At 68.1% G+C, this 23398-nt stretch carries 26 protein-coding genes; 18 read left to right on the top strand and 8 right to left on the bottom strand.

The genetic code is table 11. The features are described from left to right. The first annotated feature begins 29 nt into the window (after positions 1–29). The 4 genes from guaB to Q3A80_RS00960 all read left to right on the top strand — a co-directional run bounded on the left by guaB (position 30) and on the right by Q3A80_RS00960 (position 4584). Entirely contained in the window at positions 30–1490 is a 1461-nt protein-coding gene (guaB, locus tag Q3A80_RS00975) for an IMP dehydrogenase (RefSeq protein ID WP_034207642.1), read from the top strand. A 6-nt stretch (positions 1491–1496) separates the two neighbouring features. Next, positions 1497–2105: a hypothetical protein gene (locus Q3A80_RS00970; protein WP_446327271.1), complete on the top strand. Its 609-nt coding sequence runs from the start codon at positions 1497–1499 to the stop codon at positions 2103–2105. Positions 2106–2212: 107 nt separating this feature from the next. Beyond that, positions 2213–3832 carry a glutamine-hydrolyzing GMP synthase gene (guaA, locus tag Q3A80_RS00965; RefSeq protein ID WP_446327270.1) on the top strand — a complete coding sequence of 540 codons (1620 nt, stop codon included), beginning with the start codon at positions 2213–2215 and terminating at the stop codon, positions 3830–3832. Positions 3833–3987: 155 nt separating this feature from the next. Beyond that, positions 3988–4584 (top strand): 2'-5' RNA ligase family protein, encoded by a 597-nt coding sequence (locus Q3A80_RS00960; protein ID WP_446327269.1) that lies wholly within the window; start codon positions 3988–3990, stop codon positions 4582–4584. A 96-nt stretch (positions 4585–4680) separates the two neighbouring features. Here the strand turns inward: Q3A80_RS00960 and Q3A80_RS00955 are convergent, their stop codons facing one another. Genes Q3A80_RS00955 through Q3A80_RS00920 form a run of 8 tightly spaced genes read right to left on the bottom strand, consistent with a single transcriptional unit; the run spans position 4681 to position 12000 of the window. After that, positions 4681–5025: a gamma-butyrobetaine hydroxylase-like domain-containing protein gene (locus Q3A80_RS00955; RefSeq protein ID WP_446327268.1), complete on the bottom strand. Its 345-nt coding sequence runs from the start codon at positions 5023–5025 to the stop codon at positions 4681–4683. Then, positions 5022–6023 (bottom strand): HEAT repeat domain-containing protein, encoded by a 1002-nt coding sequence (locus Q3A80_RS00950; RefSeq protein ID WP_446327267.1) that lies wholly within the window; start codon positions 6021–6023, stop codon positions 5022–5024. Before Q3A80_RS00950 ends, Q3A80_RS00955 begins: the two co-directional genes overlap by 4 nt. 34 nt (positions 6024–6057) lie before the next feature. Continuing rightward, the gene (locus Q3A80_RS00945) at positions 6058–6849 is read right to left on the bottom strand and encodes an ABC transporter ATP-binding protein (RefSeq protein WP_446327266.1); all 792 of its coding nucleotides are present in this window, start codon (positions 6847–6849) and stop codon (positions 6058–6060) included. Then, positions 6846–7721, bottom strand: a complete 876-nt coding sequence (locus tag Q3A80_RS00940; RefSeq protein WP_446327265.1) for an ABC transporter permease — start codon at positions 7719–7721, stop codon at positions 6846–6848. Before Q3A80_RS00940 ends, Q3A80_RS00945 begins: the two co-directional genes overlap by 4 nt. Positions 7722–7756: 35 nt before the next feature. Then, entirely contained in the window at positions 7757–9181 is a 1425-nt protein-coding gene (locus Q3A80_RS00935) for an ABC transporter substrate-binding protein (protein ID WP_446327264.1), read from the bottom strand. 49 nt (positions 9182–9230) lie between these two features. Next, complete coding sequence (locus tag Q3A80_RS00930) at positions 9231–9476, bottom strand: 4Fe-4S dicluster domain-containing protein (protein ID WP_446327263.1); 246 nt, start codon at positions 9474–9476, stop codon at positions 9231–9233. 17 nt (positions 9477–9493) lie between these two features. After that, on the bottom strand, positions 9494–11233 hold the full coding sequence (locus tag Q3A80_RS00925) for a fumarate reductase/succinate dehydrogenase flavoprotein subunit (protein WP_446327262.1): 1740 nt from the start codon (positions 11231–11233) through the stop codon (positions 9494–9496). Continuing rightward, on the bottom strand, positions 11230–12000 hold the full coding sequence (locus Q3A80_RS00920; RefSeq protein ID WP_446327261.1) for a GntR family transcriptional regulator: 771 nt from the start codon (positions 11998–12000) through the stop codon (positions 11230–11232). The genes Q3A80_RS00925 and Q3A80_RS00920 overlap by 4 nt, the downstream gene beginning before the upstream one ends. A 314-nt stretch (positions 12001–12314) precedes the next feature. On the opposite strand from Q3A80_RS00920, the gene Q3A80_RS00915 reads away from it, so the two are divergent. The 14 genes from Q3A80_RS00915 (at position 12315) to Q3A80_RS00850 (ending at position 23390) form a co-directional block, all read left to right on the top strand. Beyond that, on the top strand, positions 12315–13544 hold the full coding sequence (locus Q3A80_RS00915) for an MFS transporter (RefSeq protein ID WP_446327260.1): 1230 nt from the start codon (positions 12315–12317) through the stop codon (positions 13542–13544). Further along, positions 13541–13816, top strand: a complete 276-nt coding sequence (locus Q3A80_RS00910) for a hypothetical protein (RefSeq protein WP_446327259.1) — start codon at positions 13541–13543, stop codon at positions 13814–13816. Before Q3A80_RS00915 ends, Q3A80_RS00910 begins: the two co-directional genes overlap by 4 nt. A 32-nt stretch (positions 13817–13848) precedes the next feature. Further along, complete coding sequence (locus Q3A80_RS00905) at positions 13849–14250, top strand: DnaJ family domain-containing protein (protein ID WP_044843744.1); 402 nt, start codon at positions 13849–13851, stop codon at positions 14248–14250. Further along, the gene (gene tadA / locus Q3A80_RS00900; protein WP_446327258.1) at positions 14247–14828 is read left to right on the top strand and encodes a tRNA adenosine(34) deaminase TadA; all 582 of its coding nucleotides are present in this window, start codon (positions 14247–14249) and stop codon (positions 14826–14828) included. Before Q3A80_RS00905 ends, tadA begins: the two co-directional genes overlap by 4 nt. A 109-nt stretch (positions 14829–14937) precedes the next feature. Continuing rightward, on the top strand, positions 14938–15876 hold the full coding sequence (gene ldcA / locus Q3A80_RS00895; RefSeq protein ID WP_446327257.1) for a muramoyltetrapeptide carboxypeptidase: 939 nt from the start codon (positions 14938–14940) through the stop codon (positions 15874–15876). A 314-nt stretch (positions 15877–16190) separates the two neighbouring features. Beyond that, positions 16191–16895: a GntR family transcriptional regulator gene (locus Q3A80_RS00890; RefSeq protein WP_446327256.1), complete on the top strand. Its 705-nt coding sequence runs from the start codon at positions 16191–16193 to the stop codon at positions 16893–16895. Positions 16896–17044: 149 nt separating this feature from the next. Continuing rightward, positions 17045–18529, top strand: coding sequence for an NCS1 family nucleobase:cation symporter-1 (locus tag Q3A80_RS00885; RefSeq protein WP_446327255.1), 1485 nt, complete (start codon positions 17045–17047; stop codon positions 18527–18529). 10 nt (positions 18530–18539) lie between these two features. Then, the gene (locus Q3A80_RS00880) at positions 18540–19373 is read left to right on the top strand and encodes an aspartate/glutamate racemase family protein (protein WP_446327254.1); all 834 of its coding nucleotides are present in this window, start codon (positions 18540–18542) and stop codon (positions 19371–19373) included. Positions 19374–19523: 150 nt separating this feature from the next. Next, the gene (puuE, locus tag Q3A80_RS00875) at positions 19524–20477 is read left to right on the top strand and encodes an allantoinase PuuE (RefSeq protein ID WP_446327253.1); all 954 of its coding nucleotides are present in this window, start codon (positions 19524–19526) and stop codon (positions 20475–20477) included. Next, positions 20474–20995, top strand: coding sequence for a 2-oxo-4-hydroxy-4-carboxy-5-ureidoimidazoline decarboxylase (gene uraD, locus Q3A80_RS00870; protein ID WP_446327252.1), 522 nt, complete (start codon positions 20474–20476; stop codon positions 20993–20995). The genes puuE and uraD overlap by 4 nt, the downstream gene beginning before the upstream one ends. Positions 20996–21057: 62 nt before the next feature. Further along, positions 21058–22071: an allantoicase gene (alc, locus tag Q3A80_RS00865; RefSeq protein WP_446327251.1), complete on the top strand. Its 1014-nt coding sequence runs from the start codon at positions 21058–21060 to the stop codon at positions 22069–22071. Continuing rightward, a complete protein-coding gene (locus Q3A80_RS00860; protein WP_446327250.1) occupies positions 22068–22580 on the top strand; it encodes an ureidoglycolate lyase in 513 nt (170 codons plus the stop codon). The genes alc and Q3A80_RS00860 overlap by 4 nt, the downstream gene beginning before the upstream one ends. Before the next feature lie 158 nt (positions 22581–22738). Next, positions 22739–22993, top strand: a complete 255-nt coding sequence (locus Q3A80_RS00855; protein WP_446327249.1) for a hypothetical protein — start codon at positions 22739–22741, stop codon at positions 22991–22993. Then, entirely contained in the window at positions 22980–23390 is a 411-nt protein-coding gene (locus Q3A80_RS00850) for an ACT domain-containing protein (protein ID WP_446327248.1), read from the top strand. Before Q3A80_RS00855 ends, Q3A80_RS00850 begins: the two co-directional genes overlap by 14 nt. The last annotated feature ends 8 nt before the right edge of the window (positions 23391–23398 follow it).

Here is a 23398-nt window from a genome sequence, read left to right as displayed (position 1 = left end):
AATTCGCTTTTGCGCCCATAGGATTTGCCATGCGTCTGATCCAAAAAGCACTCACTTTCGATGACGTGCTCCTCGTTCCCGCCTTCTCCGACGTTCTCCCGCGCGACACCAGCCTGAAGACCAAGCTGACCCGCAACATCTCCCTGAACATGCCGCTCGTGTCCGCCGCGATGGACACGGTCACCGAAGGTCGCCTCGCGATCGCGATGGCGCAGCAGGGTGGTGTGGGTATCGTGCACAAGAACCTCACGCCGGCCGAGCAGGCCCGCGAGGTCGCGAAGGTCAAGCGTTTCGAATCGGGCGTCGTGCGCGACCCGATCACGGTCCCGCCGCAGATGAAGGTGCGCGACGTGATCGCGCTGTCGCGCCAGCATGGCATTTCGGGCTTCCCGGTCGTCGAAGGCCCGCAGCTCGTCGGCATCGTCACGAACCGCGACCTGCGCTTCGAAACGCGTCTCGACGAACCGGTCAAGTCGATCATGACGCCGCGCGAGCGTCTCGTCACGGTCAAGGAAGGCACGCCGCTCGCCGAAGCGAAGGCGCTGATGCACAGCCACCGCCTCGAGCGCGTGCTGGTCGTCAACGACGCGTTCGAACTGCGCGGCCTGATGACCGTCAAGGACATCACGAAGCAGACCGAACACCCGGATGCGTGCAAGGACGAACACGGCAAGCTGCGCGCAGGCGCGGCGGTCGGCGTCGGTCCGGACAACGAAGAGCGCGTCGAGCTGCTGGTGCAGGCCGGCGTCGACGTGATCGTCGTCGATACCGCGCACGGCCACAGCAAGGGCGTGCTCGAGCGTGTGCGCTGGGTCAAGCAAAACTTCCCGCACGTCGAGGTGATCGGCGGCAACATCGCGACGGCAGCCGCCGCGAAGGCGCTCGTCGAATACGGCGCGGACGCGGTCAAGGTCGGTATCGGCCCGGGCTCGATCTGCACGACGCGGATCGTCGCGGGCGTCGGCGTGCCGCAGATCAGCGCGATCGCGAACGTCGCGGAAGCGCTGAAGGGCACCGGCGTGCCGTGCATCGCCGACGGCGGCGTGCGCTTCTCGGGCGACGTGTCCAAGGCCCTCGCGGCCGGCGCGAACGCGGTGATGATGGGCAGCATGTTCGCGGGCACCGAAGAGGCGCCGGGCGACGTGTTCCTGTACCAGGGCCGCCAGTACAAGTCGTATCGCGGCATGGGCTCGGTCGGCGCGATGAAGGACGGCGCGGCGGACCGCTACTTCCAGGACAACTCGGCGAACATCGACAAGCTCGTGCCGGAAGGCATCGAAGGCCGCGTCGCGTACAAGGGCTCGGTCAACGCGATCCTGTTCCAGCTGGTCGGCGGCGTGCGTGCGAGCATGGGCTACTGCGGCTGCCGCACGATCGACGAGCTGCACGAGAAGGCCGAATTCGTCCAGATCACCGCGGCGGGCATGCGCGAGTCGCACGTGCACGACGTGCAGATCACGAAGGAAGCGCCGAACTACCACGTGGACTGAGCGCCGATGAAACCGCTGCTGCGCGCCGTGCTGGTCGTCGATGCCGTGCTGCTGCTGGCGTTCGGCGTGCTGTTCGTGCTGACGCCCTGGCAGGCGCTGTTCGACGCGCTGCAGCTGGCGAACATCCAGCCGGCGATGCTCGGCCAGGCGTTCGGCATCGCGCTGCTCGGGCTCGCGTGGCTCGCGTTCCATGCAGCGGTCAACGGCGACCTCACGGCGCCCGTCGCGCGTGCGGTCGGCCATGTGAACTGGCTGATCGGCGTGCTGACGGTCGTGTGGTCGTTCGGCACCGGCAACGGTCCCGCGCTCGCGGCCGCCGGCCGCGTGCTGTCGGCGATGGCCGGCATCGTGCTGATCGTGCTCGGTCTCGGCGGCGTGCGGCTCGCATCGGCCGTGCGGCGGCGCGAACGCGCGGAACGGGCGCTGGCGCCCGAGGTCGAGCGCGCGAAGCGTCCGGCCGAGCCGGCGCCGGCCGCCGTACCGCCGCAGCGGGTCGAGCCGGTGGTCGGCCGTCCGGCAGCGCCCGTGCCGCCGGCCGCGGCAGGCACGTCGGCCGCTTCCGAGCGCGCGTCGGGCAGCGTCGCGTTCGACGCGCGTCCGCCGTCGCAGGATTGACCGGCGATGCGTCGCGCGAGCCGCCTGCCGCCCGACGCCGCCGTCCATGCTTTTGACGCAGCGCTTCGTGCGCTGCTTTTCTTATCATCTTCATCCCGTCCGCAGCCATGCACGACAAAATCCTGATTCTCGACTTCGGTTCGCAAGTCACCCAACTGATCGCGCGCCGCGTGCGCGAAGCGCACGTCTACTGCGAAATCCACCCGAACGACGTGTCCGACGAGTTCGTCCGCGAGTTCGCGCCGAAGGCGGTGATCCTGTCGGGCAGCCACGCGAGCACCTACGAAGACCACCAGCTGCGCGCGCCGCAGGCCGTGTGGGATCTCGGCGTGCCGGTGCTCGGCATCTGCTACGGCATGCAGACGATGGCCGTGCAGCTCGGCGGCAAGGTCGAGTGGAGCGATCATCGCGAATTCGGCTACGCGGAAATGCGTGCGCACGGCCATACGCGCCTGCTCGACGGCATCGAGGATTTCCAGACCGCCGAAGGCCACGGGATGCTGAAGGTGTGGATGAGCCACGGCGACAAGGTTGCCGAGCTGCCGCCGGGCTTCGCGCTGATGGCGTCGACGCCCAGCTGCCCGATCGCCGGCATGGCCGACGAGGCGCGCGGCTACTACGCGGTGCAGTTCCACCCGGAAGTCACGCACACGGTGAAGGGCCGCCAGATCATCGAACGCTTCGTGCTGCAGATCGCCGGCGCGAAGCCCGACTGGATCATGAAGAACCACATCGAGGAAGCCGTCGCGAAGATCCGCGAGCAGGTCGGTGACGAGGAAGTGATTCTCGGCCTGTCGGGCGGCGTCGATTCGAGCGTCGCGGCCGCGCTGATCCATCGCGCGATCGGCGACCAGCTGACCTGCGTGTTCGTCGACCACGGCCTGCTGCGCCTGAACGAAGGCAAGATGGTGCTCGACATGTTCGAGGGCCGCCTGCATGCGAAGGTCGTGCACGTCGACGCATCGGAGCAGTTCCTCGGCCACCTGGCCGGCGTGACCGATCCGGAAGCGAAGCGCAAGATCATCGGCCGCGAGTTCGTCGAGGTGTTTCAGGCCGAGGCGAAGAAGCTGTCGAAAGCGAAGTGGCTCGCGCAGGGCACGATCTACCCGGACGTGGTCGAGTCGGGCGGCACGAAGACGAAGAAGGCGACGACGATCAAGAGCCACCACAACGTCGGCGGCCTGCCGGAAACGCTCGGCCTGAAGCTGCTCGAGCCGCTGCGCGACCTGTTCAAGGACGAAGTGCGCGAACTCGGCGTTGCGCTCGGCCTGCCGCCGGAGATGGTGTACCGCCATCCGTTCCCGGGCCCGGGCCTCGGCGTGCGGATCCTCGGCGAAGTGAAGCGCGAATACGCGGACCTGCTGCGTCGCGCGGATGCGATCTTCATCGAGGAGCTGCGCGGCACGACCGCTACCGCACAGGATGCGGCAGCGGGCCTGTGCGGCGAGGCCGACGTCGGCAAGACGTGGTACGACCTGACGAGCCAGGCGTTCGCGGTGTTCCTGCCGGTGAAGTCGGTCGGCGTGATGGGCGACGGCCGCACGTACGACTACGTGACGTCGCTGCGCGCGGTGCAGACCACCGACTTCATGACCGCACACTGGGCGCACCTGCCGTACGCGCTGCTCGGCCGCGCGTCGAACCGGATCATCAACGAGGTGCGCGGGATCAACCGCGTCGTGTACGACATCTCGGGCAAGCCGCCGGCGACGATCGAGTGGGAATGATCCGGCACCGAGCTGCACACCGGTAGCCGATCGCCGCATCGGACGATGTAAAGCGCCCGGCAGGGAAACCTGCCGGGCGTTTTTTTGCGCCGTGCGCGAATTCGTCCGATTAATGATAATGGACGCTCGTTCACAGGCGTATCGACCATGCTGCCGTGACCCAGCTGAGCCTTCCCGGATTCGACGTGCATCCCCCGGTTGCCGAGCACCGCTTTTTCTTCGCGGCGATGCCGGACCGGGATACGGCCGCGCAGCTTGCCGCCATCGCGCGGCTGCTGCATGGCGGGAACCGCGGCAGCAGCGGGCTGCTGGATGCCGAGCGGCTGCACGTCACGCTGTATCCGCTCGGCGATTTTGCCTGCGTGCCGGGCGCCACGCTCACACGCGCGTGTGCCGCGGCCCGACGCATCGATGGGCGGTCGTTTCGCGTGACCTTCGACCGGTGCGTCAGTTTCAACGGACGTCCCGGGCATTGCCCGCTGGTGGTGACGGGCGGCGCGGGTCTCGACGCATTGGTCGCGTTTCGGCAGCGGCTTCGCGGTGCGCTCGGCGAAGCGGGGCTGCGCGTGTCGAGCGCGCGTTTCACGCCTCACGTGACGTTGCTGTACGGCGAACGAAGGCTCGGCCAGTACCCGATCGAGCCGATTTCGTGGATCGTGTCCGAATTCGTGCTGATCCACAGCTGGCTCGGCAGGACGCATTACGACGTCATCGGATGCTGGCCGCTGACGGTTGCGGGCGCGTCGTGCTGAATCGCGTACCGGTATCTCGCTTCCGGCCCCGCTGCGCGGAACGCTGCAACGCCATCACGCGCGACACAATCCGAACCGATTTGCCGGCGGCCCGCATCAGCCCGTGGAATGGACGCGCGTAACCGGTTCGCGCGACCCGATCCCCGCCGCATCCGTGGCGTTCCCGCCGAGTCCCGCCAGGTACGGCCACGGATAGATCCCTCGCGCATGTCCATCGCCAAACAGCAAACGAATGCCGTAACCGGCCGGTTCGACGCCGTCCAGCGTCAGGTCCGCGTGCGCGTCGACCCGGCCGCCAACGAGCCGGATTTTCCGGCATGCCGCGCACGGGCAATCGCCGCGCAACCGCGCGTAGCCGATGCGCTGCGTGTCGCCGTCCGGCCAGCGCAGCATCAACGCATGCGCGGCATGATCGAGCACGATCTCGGTCGGCGCCATCATCGCGCGTCTCCTTCGATCTGTGCGATCGCGATCCGCACGGCCTTGCGCACCTCGGGATCGCGATCGTCCAGCGCGTCATGCAGCGCGGAGAGCGTCGCAGGGTCGCGCAGTTCGCCGAGGGACAGCGCGGCCTCCTTGCGCAGGTTGCTGATCGCATGCGCGAGCAACGGGACGACGGCCGGTGCCGCCGCGGCATCGCGCAACTGGCCGAGCGCGCGCACCGCGCGCAGGCGCACCTGCCAGTAGTCGTCGTCGAGCGCGGCGACGAGCGGATCGCGTGCGATCGCGACGCGCAGCTTGCCGAGCGTCGCGGCCGCTTCCTCGCGGACCTGCCATTCGGCGTCGCGCAGGGCCGCAAGCAATGCGGTCGCGACGGCCGCGTCGCTCGATGTCGCAAACCCGACCGCGCCGACCGCGATGCGCCGCACGTCCGCATGCGCGTCGGCCGTGGCGGCGCGAGCGAGCGGCGCCAGCGCGCGCGGATCCTTGAGCCAGCCGAGCACGGCGACGGCCTCGGCGCGCACGGCCGGTGCCGGCGCGGCGAGCGCGCGCAGCGCCGGTGCGAACGCGTGCGGGTCGCGCAGTTCGCGCAAGCCGCGCAGTACGGCGCCGAGCACGAACGGCTCGGCACGTTCGGCCCAGCGGCACAGTACGGCGCCGGACGCGACATCCTTCAGTTCGGACAGGCTTTGCGCGGCCGTCGCCCGCACGTCGTCGGCGGCATCGAGCAGCGCGTGGCACAGCGCGTCGACGACGTCGGGCCGTTCCCACGCGGCCAGCACGCGTGCGGCTTCGCCACGCACGTCGGCGGACGGATCGTCGCGCAGTGCGGCAACGAAGGTCGGCACGACGTCGGGATCCTCGAGATCGGCGAGTTCGAGCAGCGCGATGCGCCGCACCGAGGCGTCGGGCGCCGCAACGCGCGCGACGAGCGCGGCGAGATCGGGATCGCGATCGTGCGAGCCTGGCAACGGAAAAGCGGGGGAGAAGGCGGTCATGAGCGAAAAGTCGGAACAGTAGAAGGGCGCGTCGTCACGCGGCGTCACGCAGCAGCGCGAGGCAGCGCCGCTTGATGTCGACGAATGCGGGCTCGGTAGTGCTGTCGTCGGTGCGCGGCCGCGCGAGCGGCACGCGGATGTCGGCGACGATGCGCGCGGGCCGCGGCGACAGCATCAGGATGCGGTCACCGAGAAACAGCGCTTCCTCGATGTCGTGCGTGACGAACAGCACGGTGGTGCCGATGCGCGACCAGATGTCGAGCAGCAGCGTCTGCATCATGCGGCGCGTCTGCGCGTCGAGCGCGCCGAACGGTTCGTCCATCAGCAGGATGCGCGGCCGGTTGATCAGCACGCGCGCGATCTCGACGCGCTGCTGCATGCCGCCGGAAAGCTGCGCGGGGTAGTGCGCACCGTATCCGCCGAGCCCGACGAGTTCAAGCAGCGCGGCCGCTTCACGACGGCGTTCGTGCGCCGGCACGCCTTTCATCTTGAGGCCGAACGCGACGTTGTCGATCACGCGTTTCCAAGGAAACAGCGTGTGCTGCTGGAACACGAGCCCGCGATCGGGATGCGGGCGCTCCACCGGTTCGCCGTCGACGACGATCTCGCCGTGCGTCGCGGTGACGTGGCCGGCCAGCGCGCCGAGCAGCGTCGATTTTCCGCAGCCGGACGGCCCGAGCACGCAGACGAACTCGCCGGGCGCGATGTCGACGTCGAGCGCATCGAGCGCCGCAACACGCGCATGCGGCGGGCCGAGCTCGACCGTCAGCGCGCGCACGCCGACGCGGCCCGGCGCGGCGTCCGCGGCGACACCGGCCGCGCTCATTGCCGGCCTCCGCGCGGCGCGTACCACGGCGTGAGCGCGGTGCCGATCCGCTTGACGAGCAGGCTGCTGCCCATGCCGAGCAGGCCGATCACCGCCATTCCGACGACGATGTCCGGGTAGTTCTGCAACGTGTAGGACTCCCACGTGAAATAACCGATGCCGTACTGGCCCGCGATCATCTCGGCGGTGACGAGGCAGAACCACGCGGTGCCCATCCCGATCGACAGGCCGGTGAAGATCGCGGGCGCGGCGCCCGGCAGGATCACTTCCGCATAGAGCGCGACGCCGCGCGTGCCGAGGCTGCGCGCGGTCGCGACGAGCCGCGGATCGACGGCCTCGGCACCGTGCACGGTGTTCAGCAGGATGGGAAACAGCGCGCCGATGAACGTGATGAACATCATGCTCAGTTCGGACGACGGAAACATCAGGATCGCGAGCGGAATCCACGCGACCGCCGGAATCGGCCGCAACACTTCGAGCGGCGGCAGCAGCGTGTCCTCGAGCGCGCGATAGCGGCCGATCGCGAGCCCGAGGCCGACGCCGGCGCATGCCGCCGCAACGAACCCGGCGAGCACGCGCGTGATGCTCGCGAACAGGTGCATCGGCAGTTTCGGCGAATGCAGCAGTGACCACAACGCGGGGCCGACGTCGGCAGGCGCCGGCACGTTCGCGAACGTGACGATGCCGAGCGACAGCCGCCACTGGACCGCTGCCTGCCACAGCGCGATGCAGGCGGCGAGCGATGCGATCCGCGATGCGCGGCGGCGCAGCGATGCCGGCCGGCCGCGCGCGGCGGCGTGTGCGGTGCGGGTGTCGCCGGCGCGCGGCGACGCGGAGAGACGGCGTTTGGCAAGCTCGAGGGTGGCGGCCATGCGAGTATCCGGTAGCGGTGAAGGGAAGGGGACGTTCAGCGTGATGCGAGTGCCTGCGTGGCGCCGGTCTTCGCGGCTGCGTAGTCGACCACGGCACCCGATACCTGCTTCGCGTACGCATCGGCGCCCGTCTTCAGCAGGAACGCGCTCAGCACGCCGTGCGCGTCTTTCACGTACCACGCCTGGTCGGCGAACAGCTTCAGTCCGCTCGCATGGTCGTGCACGAACACGGCGCGTACCTTCGCATCCGGGCCGAGCTTGCCGAGCGCGGCGAAGGCGGCCGCGGGGCTCGCATAGTGGCGCACGGGTTGAGCGCCGGCGAGCCACACCTGCGCGACGTCGTTGAAGTCGCGGATCGGCTTGCCGGTCGCCGCGTCGTTCGCGACGAGCGGCTGCTTGCCGTAGTGCTTCAGCGCGGCGTCGTAGTCGAGCCCCGACGCCTTGAACGCCGCGCGGATATAGCGGTCGTCGATGAAGGTTGCAGGATCGGGCGCGGTGTCGGTCTTCTTCAGCAGCTTCAGCGTATCGATCGCGGTGGCGACGGCCTGCCGGTATTCGGGCTTCCACGTGAGGTCGCGGGTCTGGATGCCGAGCGGGCCGTGATACAGGTAGTCGACCGGCGCCTCGATGCCGGTGACCTTCTCGATCAGCAGGCTGTATTTCTCCGGGTCTTGCGCGATCAGCCGGTTCGCTTCGAGCGCGGCGCGCAGGTACGCGACGACCACCTCCGGATAGCGTTGCGCGTAGTCGGCATCGACGAGCGCGCCGTGGAAGGTCGGCGCATGGGTTTGCGCGCCGTCGTAGATCTTGCGCGCGATCCCGCGATACGGGAACAGGTCGGCGAACGGCACGAAGTCCGCATGCGCGTCGATCTTGCCGGCCTTCAGCGCGCTGCCGGCCACTTCGGGCGCCTGCGTGACGATATTCACGTCGGTGTCGGGATTCCAGCCCTGGGCCTTGATCGCGCGCAGCAGCATCCCGTGCGAGGTCGACGCGAACGGCACCGAGATCGTCTTGCCCTTGAGATCGGCGAGCGAGCGCACCGGCGAATGCGTCGGCACGACGATGCCGTTACCGCTGCCCTCGATGCTGCCGTCCAGCACGGTGATGAACACGCTGTTGCGGCCGGCCTTGCGGAACGCCGCGCCGTTCAGCGCGCCGGGGAAGTCGGCCATCGCGCCGAAGTCGAGCTTGCCGGCGACCATCTCGTTGGTCAGCGGCGCGCCCGACGTGAAGTCCTTCCACTGCACGTCGTACTTCACGTTCCGGTACTTGCCGGTGTGCGGCAGGTATTTGTCGAGCAGGTGCAGTTCGCGGATCAGCAGGCCGCCGGTCGCGCAGTTGATCGTCGTATCCTGCGTGCCGATCGCGACGCGGATCGTTTCGGCGTGCGCGAGCCCCGTGGCCGACAGCGCGAGCGAGACGGCGAACAGGCGGAACATCCGTAGCGTGGGTTTCATGTGTCGTGAGTCCGGTAGTGGAAAAGCGCCGCGCTGGCGGCGCGCGGGATCAGCGCAGCAGATACGGGATGTCGACCTTGACCGCGCCGGTCGGGCAATCGTGTTCGCACGGCATGCAGTACCAGCATTCGTCGAACTGCATGTAGGCCTTGCCCTTGGTCACGTCGATCGCGAGCAGGTCGAGCGGGCACACGTCGACGCACACGGTGCAGCCCTTGTCGGCGATGCAGCGGTCCTCGTCGATCGTCACGGGCGCGCTGCTGCGCAGGAAGATGTCGTGCGGGGTATGGGGCACGGTAGGGCTCCTCGAAGTCAGAGTGCGGCCGCGAGTGCGGCCGGTTCGCGGATGCGCAGGTGCGCGTACGCGCTGCGCTCGTCGTCGGCGAGCGGCACGACGTACGGTTCGACCGGCCGCTTCTCGCTGCGCATCGTGCCGTCGGCGCCCTTGCGCAGCCACGTGTGGCAGAACCAGTCGGCGTCGTTGCGCTGCGGGAAGTCGACGCGATGGTGGTACAGCCCCCAGCGGCTCTCGGTGCGGAACAGCGACGCGCGCGCGGCCATTTCGGCGCAGTCTCGGATCGCACGCACTTCGGCCGCACGCATCAGTTCATGCGGATGGGTGGCCTTGATTTCTTCGATATCCTCAATGATTCCGTCAAAACGTTGAAGACCGATTTCCATCTTGCGCGTCACCTTCGGCGGTTGCAGATAGTCGTTCACCATGCGGCGCAGCTTGTATTCGACCTGGGCAGGCGCGAGGCCGCGCTCGCGCGTGAGCGGCGCGAGCACCCGCGCACGTTCGGTCGCCACCTGTTCGTCGTCGACCGGCGCGTGCTCGCGGCCGGCCACGTAGTCGGCCGCGTTCTGCCCGGCGAACCAGCCGTACGTAAACGCGCCGAGCATGTAGTTGTGCGGGACGGCCGCCATGTCGCCGGCCGCATAGAGTCCCGGCACGGTCGTCTCCGCACGCGCGTTCACGTACACGCCGGACGCGCTGTGGCCGCTGCAGAAGCCGATCTCGGAGATGTGCATCTCGACCATCTGGCGCCGGTAGTCGGTGCCGCGCCCCGCGTGGAAGCGGCCGCGGCTCGGCCGCTCGTTCGTGTGCAGGATCTGCTCGATGGTCTGGATCGTTTCTTCCGCGAGATGGTCGAGCTTCAGGAACACCGGGCCGTTGCCGCTTTGCAGTTCCTGGTAGAACTCCCACATCATCTGGCCGCTCCAGTAGTCGCACTCGATGAAGCGTTCGCCCTTGCCGTTCGCTGTGAAGCCGCCGAGCGGGCCCGTCACGTATGCGCACGCCGGGCCGTTGTAGTCCTTGATCAGCGGATTGATCTGGAAGCACTCGAGGTTCGCGAGCGCGGCACCCGCGTGATACGCCATCGCGTAGCCGTCGCCGGCATTGGTCGGGTTCTCGTACGTGCCCATCAGGTATCCGGACGCCGGCAACCCGAGACGGCCGGCCGCGCCGCAGCACAGGATCACGGCCTTCGCGCGGATCACGTGAAACTCGGCCGTGCGGCAGTCGAATCCGAGCACGCCGCTCGCGCGGCCGTGCGCGTCGGTCAGCACGCGCGTCGCGACGATCCGGTTGGTGATCGCGATGCGTGCGCGCTTCAGCTGCCGGTACAGCACCTTCTTGATGTCGTGGCCTTCCGGCATCGGCAGCACGTACGAACCCATGTGGTGGACCTTCTTCACCGCGTAGTCGCCGGTGCCGTCCTTCTCGAACTTCACGCCCCAGCGGTCGAGCTGCTCGATCGTCGCGAAGCTGTGCGTCGCATACGCGTACACGGCCTCCTGGTCGACGATCCCGTCGTTGGCGATCGTGATCTCGCGCGTGTACTGCTCGGGCGTCGCGTGGCCGGGGATCACCGCGTTGTTGAGGCCGTCCATCCCCATCGAGATCGCGCCGCTGCGCTTCACGTGGGCCTTTTCCAGCAGCAGCACGCGCAGCGACGGGTCGCGCTCCTTGGCCTTGATCGCCGCCATCGGGCCGGCCGTGCCGCCGCCGACCACGACGATGTCATATTCGAGTACATGGGTATTCATTGCGGGTTCCTTGCAGGTTGGCGCGCCTTCTGCCGGTCGATGCGCAGCCGGTACTGGAAGGCGTCGCCGCGGAAGTACAGGTATTCGTAGTCGATCGGCGCGCCCGCTGCGTCATGGGTGAGCCGCTCGATTCGCAGCACGGGGCTGCTTTCCTCGACGCGCAGCGCAGCGACGATTTCATCGTCGGCGAGGATCGCGTCGATCGACACGTCGGCATGGCCGAGCGGCACGCCGCAGTCGTTCTCGAGGATCAGGAAGATGTCGCGGGTCGCGAGATCGGCGCCTGCGAGCCGCTTGCCGAGCGCTTCGGGCACCCACGTCTGTTCGAGCGACACCGGCTCGCGGTTCAGCAGCCGCACGCGATGGATCTCGACGAGCGGCGCACCTTCCGGCACGCTCAGCTTCGTCGCGAGATGGCGGTCGGCCTTCACGGTCCGGAACGTGCGCAGCTGGTTGACGATCTCGTAGCCCATCGACGACATCGCCTCGGCGAAGCCCTGCAGCGACGTCACGTTCTGGAACGCCTTCGGCTTCGACACGAACGTGCCCTTGCCGTGCAGCTTGAACAGCAGCCCTTCCTTCTGCAGATCGCCGAGCGCCTGGCGCACCGTGATGCGGCTCACGTCGAACATCGCGCAGAGCTCGTGCTCGGACGGCATCCGGCTGTGCGGCGCATAGGTGCCGTCGAGAATGCGCGCGCGCAGCGTGTCCTTGATCTGTACGTACAGCGGCGGCGCCGACAGCGGCACGACGTTGGGTGGGGTCATCGGTCGACTTGTTATGACAAGAGGACTCGAGTGTAGTGAGCGGGCCCGCGCGCCCAAACCAACTATTTCTGCTTTCGACTTTCCGATTCCGGAAAAGCGGGGCGGCGGCCGGCGGGTGTCGATCTGCCCGTTGTCGGCCGCCCGGACCGGCCGACAACGGGATTTTCGCGTCAGCGCGGGCCGCGCGTGTCGATTTTCCGGTGCGTCGTTCGTCGTATCGGTATCGAGGTATCGACGGCGCTGTGCGACGCAACGCGCGAACGCGGCGCGGTTCGTCGTCGATTCCTGTCCGACCGAGAGAAAGGAGATGCCAGATGCATGATTCCCGCTACCGCTGGGTGATCGTCGCCGCGGGCGGCCTGATGGGCTGTATCGCGATCGGCGCGATGTTTTCGCTGCCCGTGTTCCTGCGCGCCATTGCACGCGACACCGGCTGGTCGATGACCGGCATTTCCACCGCGATGACGCTCGGCTTCATCGCGATGGCGTTCGCGAGCATCGGCTGGGGCAGCCTGTCGGACCGCATCGGCACGCGCGCGGTGGTCGTGACGGGGGCCGTGCTGCTGTCGGCGAGCCTCGCGCTCGCGAGCCGCGCGCCGTCGCTGCTCGCGTTCCAGTTGCTGTTCGGGCTGGCCGTCGGCAGCGCGACGGCCGCGATATTCGCGCCGATGATGGCGTGCGTGACCGGCTGGTTCGACACGCACCGCAGCCTCGCGGTGTCGCTGGTGTCGGCCGGCATGGGAATGGCGCCGATGACGATGTCGCCGCTCGCCGCATGGCTCGTGTCGTCCCACGGCTGGCGCACGTCGATGCTGCTGATCGCCGCGCTGGCGGCGCTCGTGATGATCCCGGCAGCGCTGCTCGTGCGGCGCGCGCCCGCGCTGGACGCGGCTCACCCGGGGCCGCACGCCGAACCGGCACTCGCGGGCGGTGCGGCGGCCGCGCCGCTGTCGGTCCGCGCCGCACTGCGCTCGCCGCAGTTCATCGTGCTGCTGCTCACCAACTTCTTCTGCTGCGCGACGCACTCCGGCCCCATCTTTCATACGGTCAGCTATGCGGTGACCTGCGGCATTCCGCTGATTGCCGCGGTGTCGATCTACAGCGTCGAAGGGCTGGCCGGCATGGGCGGGCGCATCGCGTTCGGGCTGCTGGGCGACCGTCTCGGCGCGAAGCGCATGCTGGTGGCCGGGCTGCTCGCGCAGGCGTTCGGCGCGCTCGGCTACTACTTCGTGCGCACGCTCGACGGGTTCTACGCGGTCGCGGTGCTGTTCGGCTTCATCTATGCGGGCGTGATGCCGCTCTACGCGGTGCTCGCGCGCGAGAATTTCCCGCTGCGGATGATGGGCACCGTGATCGGCGGCTGCGCGACGGCCGGCAGCCTCGGGATGGCGGCGGGGCCGGTCGCCGGCGGCCTGATCGTCGATGCGCTGGGCAGCTACGGCTGGCTGTACGTCGGATCGTTCGCGATCGGCGTCGGCGCCTTCGTCGTCGCGATGATGTTCCGGCCGTTCCCGCGCGAGCGCCCGCACGCGGTTGCCGCGTGACGGGACAGCCGCGAAACGGTGAATTCGGCGATTCCGGCGATTTCGACGAGTGGCGGGGCCGGCGGTTCGTGCCGGATCAAAATAAAAAAATGGCGCCGGACGTCGGCCGCCCGGACGGCGCCGAACGGCGTCAAATCCGCGCGGAGCCTGCTGCGGCGCAGCACAGCGGCAAGTCGCGGCGATCGTCACGCATGCGCGCCGATTCGGCCCCTAAAAAACGCAATGTCGAGCATACCTTCGAAGGGCCTGTCATACGCACGTCACCCTGCTAGAATTCGCCTGCCGCATTTGTTCCGATTGACTGATGAGATTGCTTGACGCACTGGTCGAACAACGTATCGCCGCCGCCGCCGCGCGGGGCGAGTTCGACGATTTGCCGGGTACCGGCGCGCCGCAGGCGCTGGATGACGACCTGCTCGTACCCGAGGAGGTGCGGGTGGCCAACCGTATCCTGAAGAATGCAGGCTTCGTGCCGCCGGCCGTCGAGCAACTGCGCGCGCTGCGCAACCTGCAGGACGAACTGCAGGCGGTCAGCGACCGGGCCGCGCGCTGCCGGCTGCAGGCGAAGATCCTCGCGCTCGACATGGCGCTCGAATCGCTGCGCGGCGGCCCGATGGTGATGCCGCGCGACTATTGCCGGCGCATCGCGGAACGTCTGTGCGAGCGCGGGCTCGACGACGCGCCCGCCGAAGCGGGGCCGATGTGAGCGCCGACGCGCTGCACGACGCGGCAGCGAACGCCGCGGCGCCTTCCGATTCTCCCGTTCCCGAAGCTGCGCCGGTGTCGGCGCGCGACGTGCATTTCATGCGCCTCGCGCAGGCCGCCGCGGAAGAGGCGCGGGCGGCCGGCGAAGTGCCGGTCGGCGCGGTGCTCGTGCGCGGCGACGAAGTGATCGCGCGCGGCTTCAACCACCCGATCGGCGGCCACGATCCGTCGGCCCACGCGGAAATGGCCGCGCTGCGCATGGCCGCACAGCATCTGCAGAACTACCGGATGCCCGGCTGCGAGCTGTACGTAACGCTCGAGCCGTGCCTGATGTGCGCGGGCGCGATCATGCACGCCCGGATCGCGCGCGTCGTCTACGGTGCCGCCGACCCGAAAACGGGCGCCTGCGGCAGCGTGATCGACGCGTTCGCGAATCCGCAGCTCAATCACCATACCGAAGTGGCCGGTGGCGTGCTCGCCGACGAATGCGGCGCCGCGCTGAAGTCGTTCTTCGCGGAGCGCCGCCGCGCGCTGCGGGAAGCGCGGCTCGCCCGCGACGCCGAACCCGGCGCGGCATGATCGTCTCGGCCGCGGCCGTTGCCCCGAGCGAGGCGCGGCCGTGCGCTTCGATGAACCGGAAACGGTTCAGTCCCTCTAAGCAGGTTTGACGAACCCGATACTTTCCGCCATGTCCTTCCAGCCCGCCGCGTCCTACACCATCCGCCTGCTGGCGCCGTCCGGTTATCCGCACGATCCCGACGCGATCAATCGCGCGCTCGAGCGCCTGAGCGGCGCGCAGCATCGCATCGAGAATCTCGAGGCGACGCAGCGGCGCTTCCAGCGTTTCGGCGGCACCGACGGCGAGCGCGCCGGCGACCTGAACCGTCTGGCGGACCCGGAACGCCCGCTGCCGGACATCGCGCTCGCAGTGCGCGGCGGCTACGGCGCCGCGCGCATCCTGCACGGCCTCGACTATCGCGGGCTCGAGCGCCGCCTGCGCGACCGGCCGATCGCGCTGGTCGGGCACAGCGATTTCACCGCGATCCAGCTCGCGCTGTACGCGAAGGCGCGCATCAAGACCTTCGGCGGACCGATGTTGTCGGCCGACTTCGGCGCGGAGACGCCTAGCGACTTCACGATGCAGCATTTCTGGCAGACGCTGGCGCAGCCGACCACGACGATCGTCGCCGAAGCGCCGCAGGTGCAGACTGTCAACGTGACGGGCACGCTGTGGGGCGGCAACCTCGCGATCCTCACGTCGCTGGTCGGCACGCCGTACATGCCGGACATCGACGGCGGCATCCTGTTCATCGAGGACGTGAACGAGCAGCCGTTCCGGATCGAACGGATGATTTACCAGCTGCACCTGTCGGGGCTGCTCGCGCGGCAGCAGGCGCTCGTGCTCGGCCAGTTCACCGGCGCGCGGCCGTTCGAATACGACAACGGCTACGACATGCAGGCGATGATCGACCAGGTGCGCTCGGTAATCGGGATCCCGGTCGTCACCGGGCTGCAGTTCGGTCACGTGCCCGATCTGTTGACGCTGCCGTTCGGCGCGCACGCGCAGCTCGTCGCGAACGCGCACGGCTTCCGACTGACGCTGTCCGACTATCCGCATCTCGGCTGAACCGGGTTGGCGCGTACCATCGAAAGGCGGGGATCTCCCCGCCTTTTTCTTTAAGTAAGCGTGCAACTAACGGTCGAACATTCTCGACGCCTTCGATCGACTTTATCGCGCGTCGTGCACCATTTTTGTCAACAAAACGGACGGGCGGGTATACACCGTAAGCCGCCATGGTCAAGCTCGGAAGGCTTGCCGTGCCTGGATTTTGCGCATCGCGCACCGATCCGGCACCACGGAATGCACGCCGATTGTGCGCACTTCTCGAAAAGAATTGTTGACAATCTTTATGTCCGTCCTAGGATGAGGACCATCACACGATGCACACCATGAACGCGCCCGATTCCCATCCGCCCGGCGGTGCCGGCCCCGAAGCGATCGCCGAGCGGATCCGCACCGCGATCCTCGAGCACCGGCTCGCGCCCGGCGCGAAGCTGACCGAGGCGCAGCTTTGCGACGTATTCGGCGTGAAGCGCGGGACGATCCGCCAGGCGCTCGCGCAGCTCGCGGCCGACAAGCTGGTCGATCTCGAGCCGAACCGCGGCGCGTTCGTCGCGAGCCCGACGCTGCAGGACGTGCACGAGGTGTTCGAGATGCGCCGGATCATCGAGCTGGCCGTCGTCGAGCGGCTCGCGACGGGGCCGGGCGCGAAGCGGCTGAAGGGCGTCGCGGCGCTGATCGACAAGGAACGCCGCGCGTTCGAGCGGCACGATTTCGCGGCGTGGATCCGCCTGTCGGGCGAATTCCATACGGCGCTTGCCGCGCTGGTGGGCAATGCGACGCTCTGCGAGTGCCTCGACGGGCTCGTCGCACGCTCGACGCTGATGTCGGCGCTGTACGAATCGCACGGCCGCAGCCCGTGCTCGTTCGACGACCACGACGAGATCCTGGCCGCGCTGGAAGCGGGGGACGCGAAGCGGGCGGCGGCGCTGATGGCGCACCACCTGCAGCACGTCGAACTGAAGATGCTGGACCGGCCCGCGCAAGGGCAGGTCGATTTGCGCGAAGTGTTCGGCGGCGCCTGAGCGGCGACGCGAACCGGGCCGCGCGCCACACGACAAGAGCAATGCAGGCCGGCGGTTCGCGCCGCCGGCCGCCAGTCCGACTCCGGGCGACGATCCGGAGCGATATCGATGACGGTGGAGCGGCTGCATGGCCGCATCAAGGAGAAGTCATGGCTCAGTTCAGTGTGGCGCACGACAGCGCCTACCCGGCGGAAGAAGGCGGCGAGGGCGGCGGTTCGACGTTGCCGGATGGTTACAGTCGACGTTTGTATAACGAAGATTTGGCACCCCTAAAGAATCAGACGTGGGGTTCGTACAACATCTTCGCGTTCTGGATGTCGGACGTGCACAGCGTCGGCGGTTACGTGTTCGCGGGCAGCCTGTTCGCGCTCGGGCTGACGAGCTGGCAGGTGCTGATCGCGCTGATCGTCGGCATCACGATCGTGAACCGGCTGTGCAACCTGATCGCGCGGCCGAGCCAGCAGATCGGCGTGCCGTATCCGGTCGCGTGCCGCGCGACGTTCGGCGTGCTCGGCGCGAACGTGCCGGCCGTGATCCGCGGGCTGATCGCGATCGCGTGGTACGGCATCCAGACCTATCTCGCATCCAGCGCGCTCGTGATCGTCGTGCTGAAGTTCTTTCCGCAGTGGCTGCCGTACGCGGACGTCCATCGCTACGGCTTCCTCGGGCTGTCGGCGGTCGGCTGGGCCGGCTTCATGCTGCTCTGGGTGCTGCAGGCGTTCGTGTTCTGGAACGGGATGGAGACGATCAAGAAGTTCATCGACTTTGCTGGTCCGGCCGTGTACGTCGTGATGTTCATCCTGGCAGGCTACATGGTGTGGCGTGCGGGCTGGCGCAACATCGGCATCAACCTCGGCGGCGTCAAGTATCACGGTGCGCAAGTGATTCCGGTGATGATCACGGCCGTGTCGCTCGTCGTGTCGTACTTCTCCGGGCCGATGCTGAATTTCGGCGACTTCTCGCGCTACTGCCGTTCGTTCGGCGACGTGAAGCGCGGCAACTTCTGGGGGCTGCCGGTCAACTTCCTCGCGTTCTCGCTCGTCACGGTGATCACCACGGCCGCGACGCTGCCGGTGTTCGGCGAACTGATCACCGATCCCGTCGAGACGGTCGGGCGCATCGACCATCCGACCGCGGTGATCCTCGGCGCGCTGACCTTCACGATCGCGACGATCGGGATCAACATCGTCGCGAACTTCGTGTCGCCCGCGTTCGATTTCTCGAACGTCGCGCCGCGGCTGATCAGCTGGCGCGCGGGCGGGATGCTCGCGGCCGTCGCGTCGATCTTCATCACGCCGTGGAACCTCTTCAACAACCCGGCGGTGATCCACTACACGCTCGACGTGCTCGGCGCGTTCATCGGCCCGCTGTACGGCGTGCTGATCGCCGACTTCTATCTCGTGAAGCGCGGCCGGCTCGTGCGCGACGACCTGTACACGATGTCGGAGAGCGGCACCTACTGGTACACGGGCGGCGTGAACCGCCGCGCGCTCGCCGCGCTGCTGCCGGCCGCGGTGATCGCCGTGATCTGCGTGATGGTGCCGGGCTGGCAGGCGGCCGCGAATTTCTCGTGGTTCATCGGCGCGGGGCTGGGTTTCGCGTTCTACCGGCTGCTCGTCAGCACGAAGGCTTGAGGAGTGCGCGATGAAGATCAAGCTGATCAATCCGAATACGACGCAGCGGATGACCGATGCGATGGGCCGCTGCGCGCGCGAAGTCGCGGCTGCCGGCACGGCGATCGTCGCGGTGAGCCCGCCGATGGGGCCGCCGTCGATCGAAGGCTATTACGACGAGGCGCTCGCGACGCCCGGGCTCCTCGCCGAGATCGCGCAGGGCGAGCGCGACGGCTTCGACGCGTACGTGATCGCGTGCTTCGGCGATCCCGGCCTGTATGCGGCGCGCGAGGTCGCGCGCGGGCCGGTGCTCGGGATCGCCGAGGCGGCGATGCATGCGGCGAGCGTGCTCGCGCCGGGTTTCTCGGTGGTGACGACGCTCGCGCGCACCTGCGGGATGGCGTGGCATCTCGCCGAACGCTACGGGATGAAGCGGTTCTGCCGCAACGTGCGCGCGACCGACGTCGCGGTGCTCGAGCTCGACCGGCCCGGTTCGGCCGCGCGGCGGATCATCGTCGACGAATGCCGGCGCGCGCTCGACGAGGACGGTGCCGACGCGATCGTGCTCGGCTGCGCGGGGATGGCCGAATTCGCGCACGAGATCGAGCAGCAGATCGGCGCGCCGGTGGTCGAAGGCGTCACCGCAGCCGTGAAGTGGGCCGAGGCGCTCGTGTCGCTGCGCCTCGCGACCGCGAAGCGCGGCGATTATGCGCGGCCGCTGCCGAAGCGCTATGACGGCGAATTCGCGCGCTTCAGCCCGCCGGACGACGCGGCGGCCGCCGCGCCGGCCGCCGCCCCGCGCAGCGGGCACGCCGCGCCGGAACCGGTCCCGCATTTGCCGCAGCCGCACATACACTCCGTCTGACCCGCACTATCTGCGCCGCTGTATGGGCGCGTATGAGCCTTTTCGCTACACTGGGCCGTCATCGCATCGGCCCGTGCGGCCGGCCTCCGGCACCCGCGCGGGTCGATGCGAACCCATTATTTCAGCAAGCTTTCGCCGCACTTCGAACCCATGTCACTCGATCCCAACTATCCTCGCGACCTGATCGGCTACGGCCGCCATCCCGTGCAGGCAAACTGGCCCGGGCGCGCCCGCGTCGCCGTGCAATTCGTGCTGAATTACGAAGAGGGCGGCGAGAACTGCGTGCTGCACGGCGATCCGGGTTCCGAGCAGTTCCTGTCCGAAATCGTCGGCGCGGCCGCGTATCCGGACCGCCACATGAGCATGGAGTCGATCTACGAATACGGGTCGCGTGCCGGCGTGTGGCGCATCCTGCGCGAGTTCGAGAAGCGCGGGCTGCCGCTGACCGTGTTCGGTGTCGGCATGGCGATCGAGCGTCATCCGGAGCTTGCGCGTGCGTTCGTCGAACTCGGCCACGAGATCGCGTGCCACGGCTGGCGCTGGATTCACTACCAGAGCATGACGCCCGAGCTCGAGGCCGAGCACATGCGGCTCGGGATGGAGGCGATCGAGCGCGTGACGGGCGAGCGTCCGCTCGGCTGGTACACGGGCCGCGACAGCCCGAACACGCATCGTCTCGTCGCCGAATACGGCGGCTTCCTGTACGACTCCGACAACTACGGCGACGACCTGCCGTTCTGGATGGACGTCCAGGTGTCCGGCGGCGGCACGACGCCGCAGCTGATCGTGCCGTACACGCTCGACACGAACGACATGCGCTTCGCGACGCCGCAGGGCTTCAACACCGGCGACCACTTCTTCGACTACCTGCGCGATGCGTTCGACGTGCTGTATGCGGAGGGCGACGAAGCGCCGAAGATGCTGTCGATCGGCATGCACTGCCGACTGCTGGGCCGGCCGGGGCGTTTCCGCGGGCTGCAGCGTTTCCTCGATCACATCGAGAAGCACGATCGCGTATGGGTGACGCGCCGTGTCGATATCGCGCGGCATTGGCGCGAACATCATCCGTATCAGCCCAATCATCGAAACGAAGGGAAAGCATGAAGGCGATGCGTTACACGTTGGAGCAACTGAACACGATGGCGCCGAGCGCATTCGTCGCGGCGCTGTCGGGGATCTTCGAACATTCGCCGTGGGTGGCCGAGGTCGCCGCCGGCAAGCGGCCGTTCGCGAGCATCGATGCGCTGCACGAGACGATGTCGGACGCGGTGGAAACGGGCGGCGAGGCGCGCCAGCTCGCACTGATCAACGCTCACCCGGAGCTGGCCGGCAAGGCCGCGGTGCGCGGCGAGCTGACGGCCGAGTCGACGCGCGAGCAGAGCGGCGCGGGGCTCGACCAGTGCACGCAGGAAGAGTTCGACAAGCTGCTGACGCTGAACCGCACGTATCGCGAGAAGTTCGGCTTCCCGTTCATCCTCGCGGTGCGCGGCTATGACCGGCACGGCATCATCGCGAACTTCGAGTCGCGCGTGAACCATTCGCGCGCCGAGGAGCTGCGCGCGAGCCTCGACCAGATCTACCGGATCGCACGCTTTCGCCTCGACGATCTGATCGACGCCTGACACCGCAACCCGGCCTGCTGCGTCGCAGCGGCCCGATCGCATCACTGAAACAAGGAAACATCATGGCTGTTCCGCTTCTCGATCCCGACGCCCCCGAATTCACGCGGCGCTACGTGAACCTTGCCGACCCGCGTCTCGGCGCGCAGGCGCTCGAGGCCAGCGACGACTTCTTCGCGCCGAAGGAACGGATGCTGAACCCCGAGCCGGCGGTGTTCATCCCCGGCAAGTACGACGATCACGGCAAGTGGATGGACGGCTGGGAGACGCGCCGCAAGCGCACGACGGGCTATGACTGGTGCATCGTCAAGCTCGCGCGGCCGGGCGTGATCAAGGGCTTCGACATCGACACGAGCCACTTCACCGGCAACTTCCCGCCGGCCGCGTCGATCGAGGCCGCGTTCGTGGCCGACGGCGCACCGACGCATGCGACCGAATGGGTCGAGATCGTGCCGTCGACGACGCTGCAGGGCAACAGCCATCACTACGTGGAAGCGGGCGATGCGCGTGCGTTCACGCATCTGCGCGTGAACATCTACCCGGACGGCGGCATCGCGCGTCTGCGCGTGTACGGTCAGCCTCAGCTCGACTGGGCCGGCGCGAGCGCGACCGAACAGTTCGATCTCGCGGCGATGGAAAACGGCGGCTACGTGGTGGCCGCGAACAACCAGCACTTCGGCGTCGCGTCGAACCTGCTGCTGCCGGGCCGCGGCGTGAACATGGGCGACGGCTGGGAAACCCGCCGCCGCCGCGAACCGGGCAACGACTGGGCGATCATCGCGCTCGCGCAGCCGGGCGTGATCCGCCGGATCGAAGTCGATACCGCGTTCTTCAAGGGCAACTATCCGGACCGCTGTTCGATCCAGGCTGCGTACGTGTCCGGCGGCACCGACAGCTCGCTGATCACGCAATCGATGTTCTGGCCGGCGCTGCTCGGCGAACAGAAGCTGCAGATGGACAAGCAGCATTACTTCGAACAGGAGATCGCATCGCTGGGCCCGGTGACCCACGTGCGCCTGAACATCATTCCGGACGGCGGCGTGTCGCGGCTGCGCCTGTGGGGGACGCTCGACAAATGAAGACGCTTGCCATCGAACCGCTGACCAAGGAAGCGTTCGCGCCGTTCGGCGACGTGATCGAGACCGAAGGTGCGAAGCAGATTCCGATCAACCTTGGTACGACGATCCGCTTCCACGATCTCGCCAAGGTCGACGTGACGGATGAAAACGGCCGCACGCTGGTGAACCTGTTCCGCGGCCAGCCGCGCACGCTGCCGTTCGAGGTGAAGATGCTCGAGCGCCATCCGCTCGGCAGCCAGGCGTTCGTGCCGCTGAACGAGCAGCCGTATCTCGTCGTCGTCGCGCCGGCCGGCGATCTCGATCCGTCGAAGATCCGCGCGTTCGTGACGAGCGGGTGGCAGGGCGTCAACTACGCGAAGGGCGTGTGGCATCACCCGCTGATCGCGCTGGGCGGCGTCAGCGACTTCATCGTCGTCGATCGCGGCGGCGACGGCCTGAACCTGAACGAACAGGACCTGCCGGAATCGCTGTGGCTCACCGAGGATGCACTCGATGCAGTGACGGCCTGAGCCGGATTTCAGCGGTACCGTTCCGCTGACGAAACCCGCGCGATTCGCGCGGGTTTTTTTATGTCTGCCGCGCGGATCCCGGTGCGGTGAGCGGTTCCTGTTCATGCGTGACGTGCGATGCTGCCCGCGCAGTCAATGCGCAGCGGCCGGAGCGCGCCGTGCTGGCTCGCGAACGCGGCGCTGCGCCGGCGCTGCTCGACGCGTTTGGTAGCGTCGCCCCGCACACCGGCAAGCATGGCGGCCGCCGGCCGGACGAGCGCTTCGCCGTCGCGGAACGCGAGATGCAGGATCGTGCGTACGCCGACGCGCGCATGACGCCGCCGGCGAGTCGCGGCGTCGCCTGCGTGCTATCGTGCCCGCATTGTCACGCCTGCCGTCCGGTCCCTGACGCCTTCTCCAATGAACACACCTGAAAGCGACCTCACGATCCTGCTGCGCACGATGCGGCCCGAACTGCATCGCGGCGTCTTCGCATTCGTCGCGCTGCCCGGCGATGCAGACATATCGTTGTCGGAAACGATCGCGACGTTCCGCGAGGCGGAGGGCATGACGGTCGTGGTCGACGAGGAGACGGCGCAGCGTCGCGGCTGGCCCGTGTTGTTCCGGGCCGCCTGGATCACGCTGACCGTGCATTCGGATCTCGCGGCGGTCGGGCTGACGGCCGCATTCGCGCGGGCGCTGGGCGACGCGGGCATCAGCTGCAACGTGATGGCCGCGGCGTATCACGACCACATCTTCGTGCCGGCCGACGACGGCCCGCGCGCGCTCGATGCGCTCGTCGCGCTGCAGCGCGACGCATTGCGCGGCTAACGGGCGAT

The sequence above is a fragment of the Burkholderia sp. SR8 genome (assembly GCF_052851275.1).
Note: the sequence above shows the minus strand (reverse complement) of the source record. Positions and strands in the feature narration are given on the sequence as shown.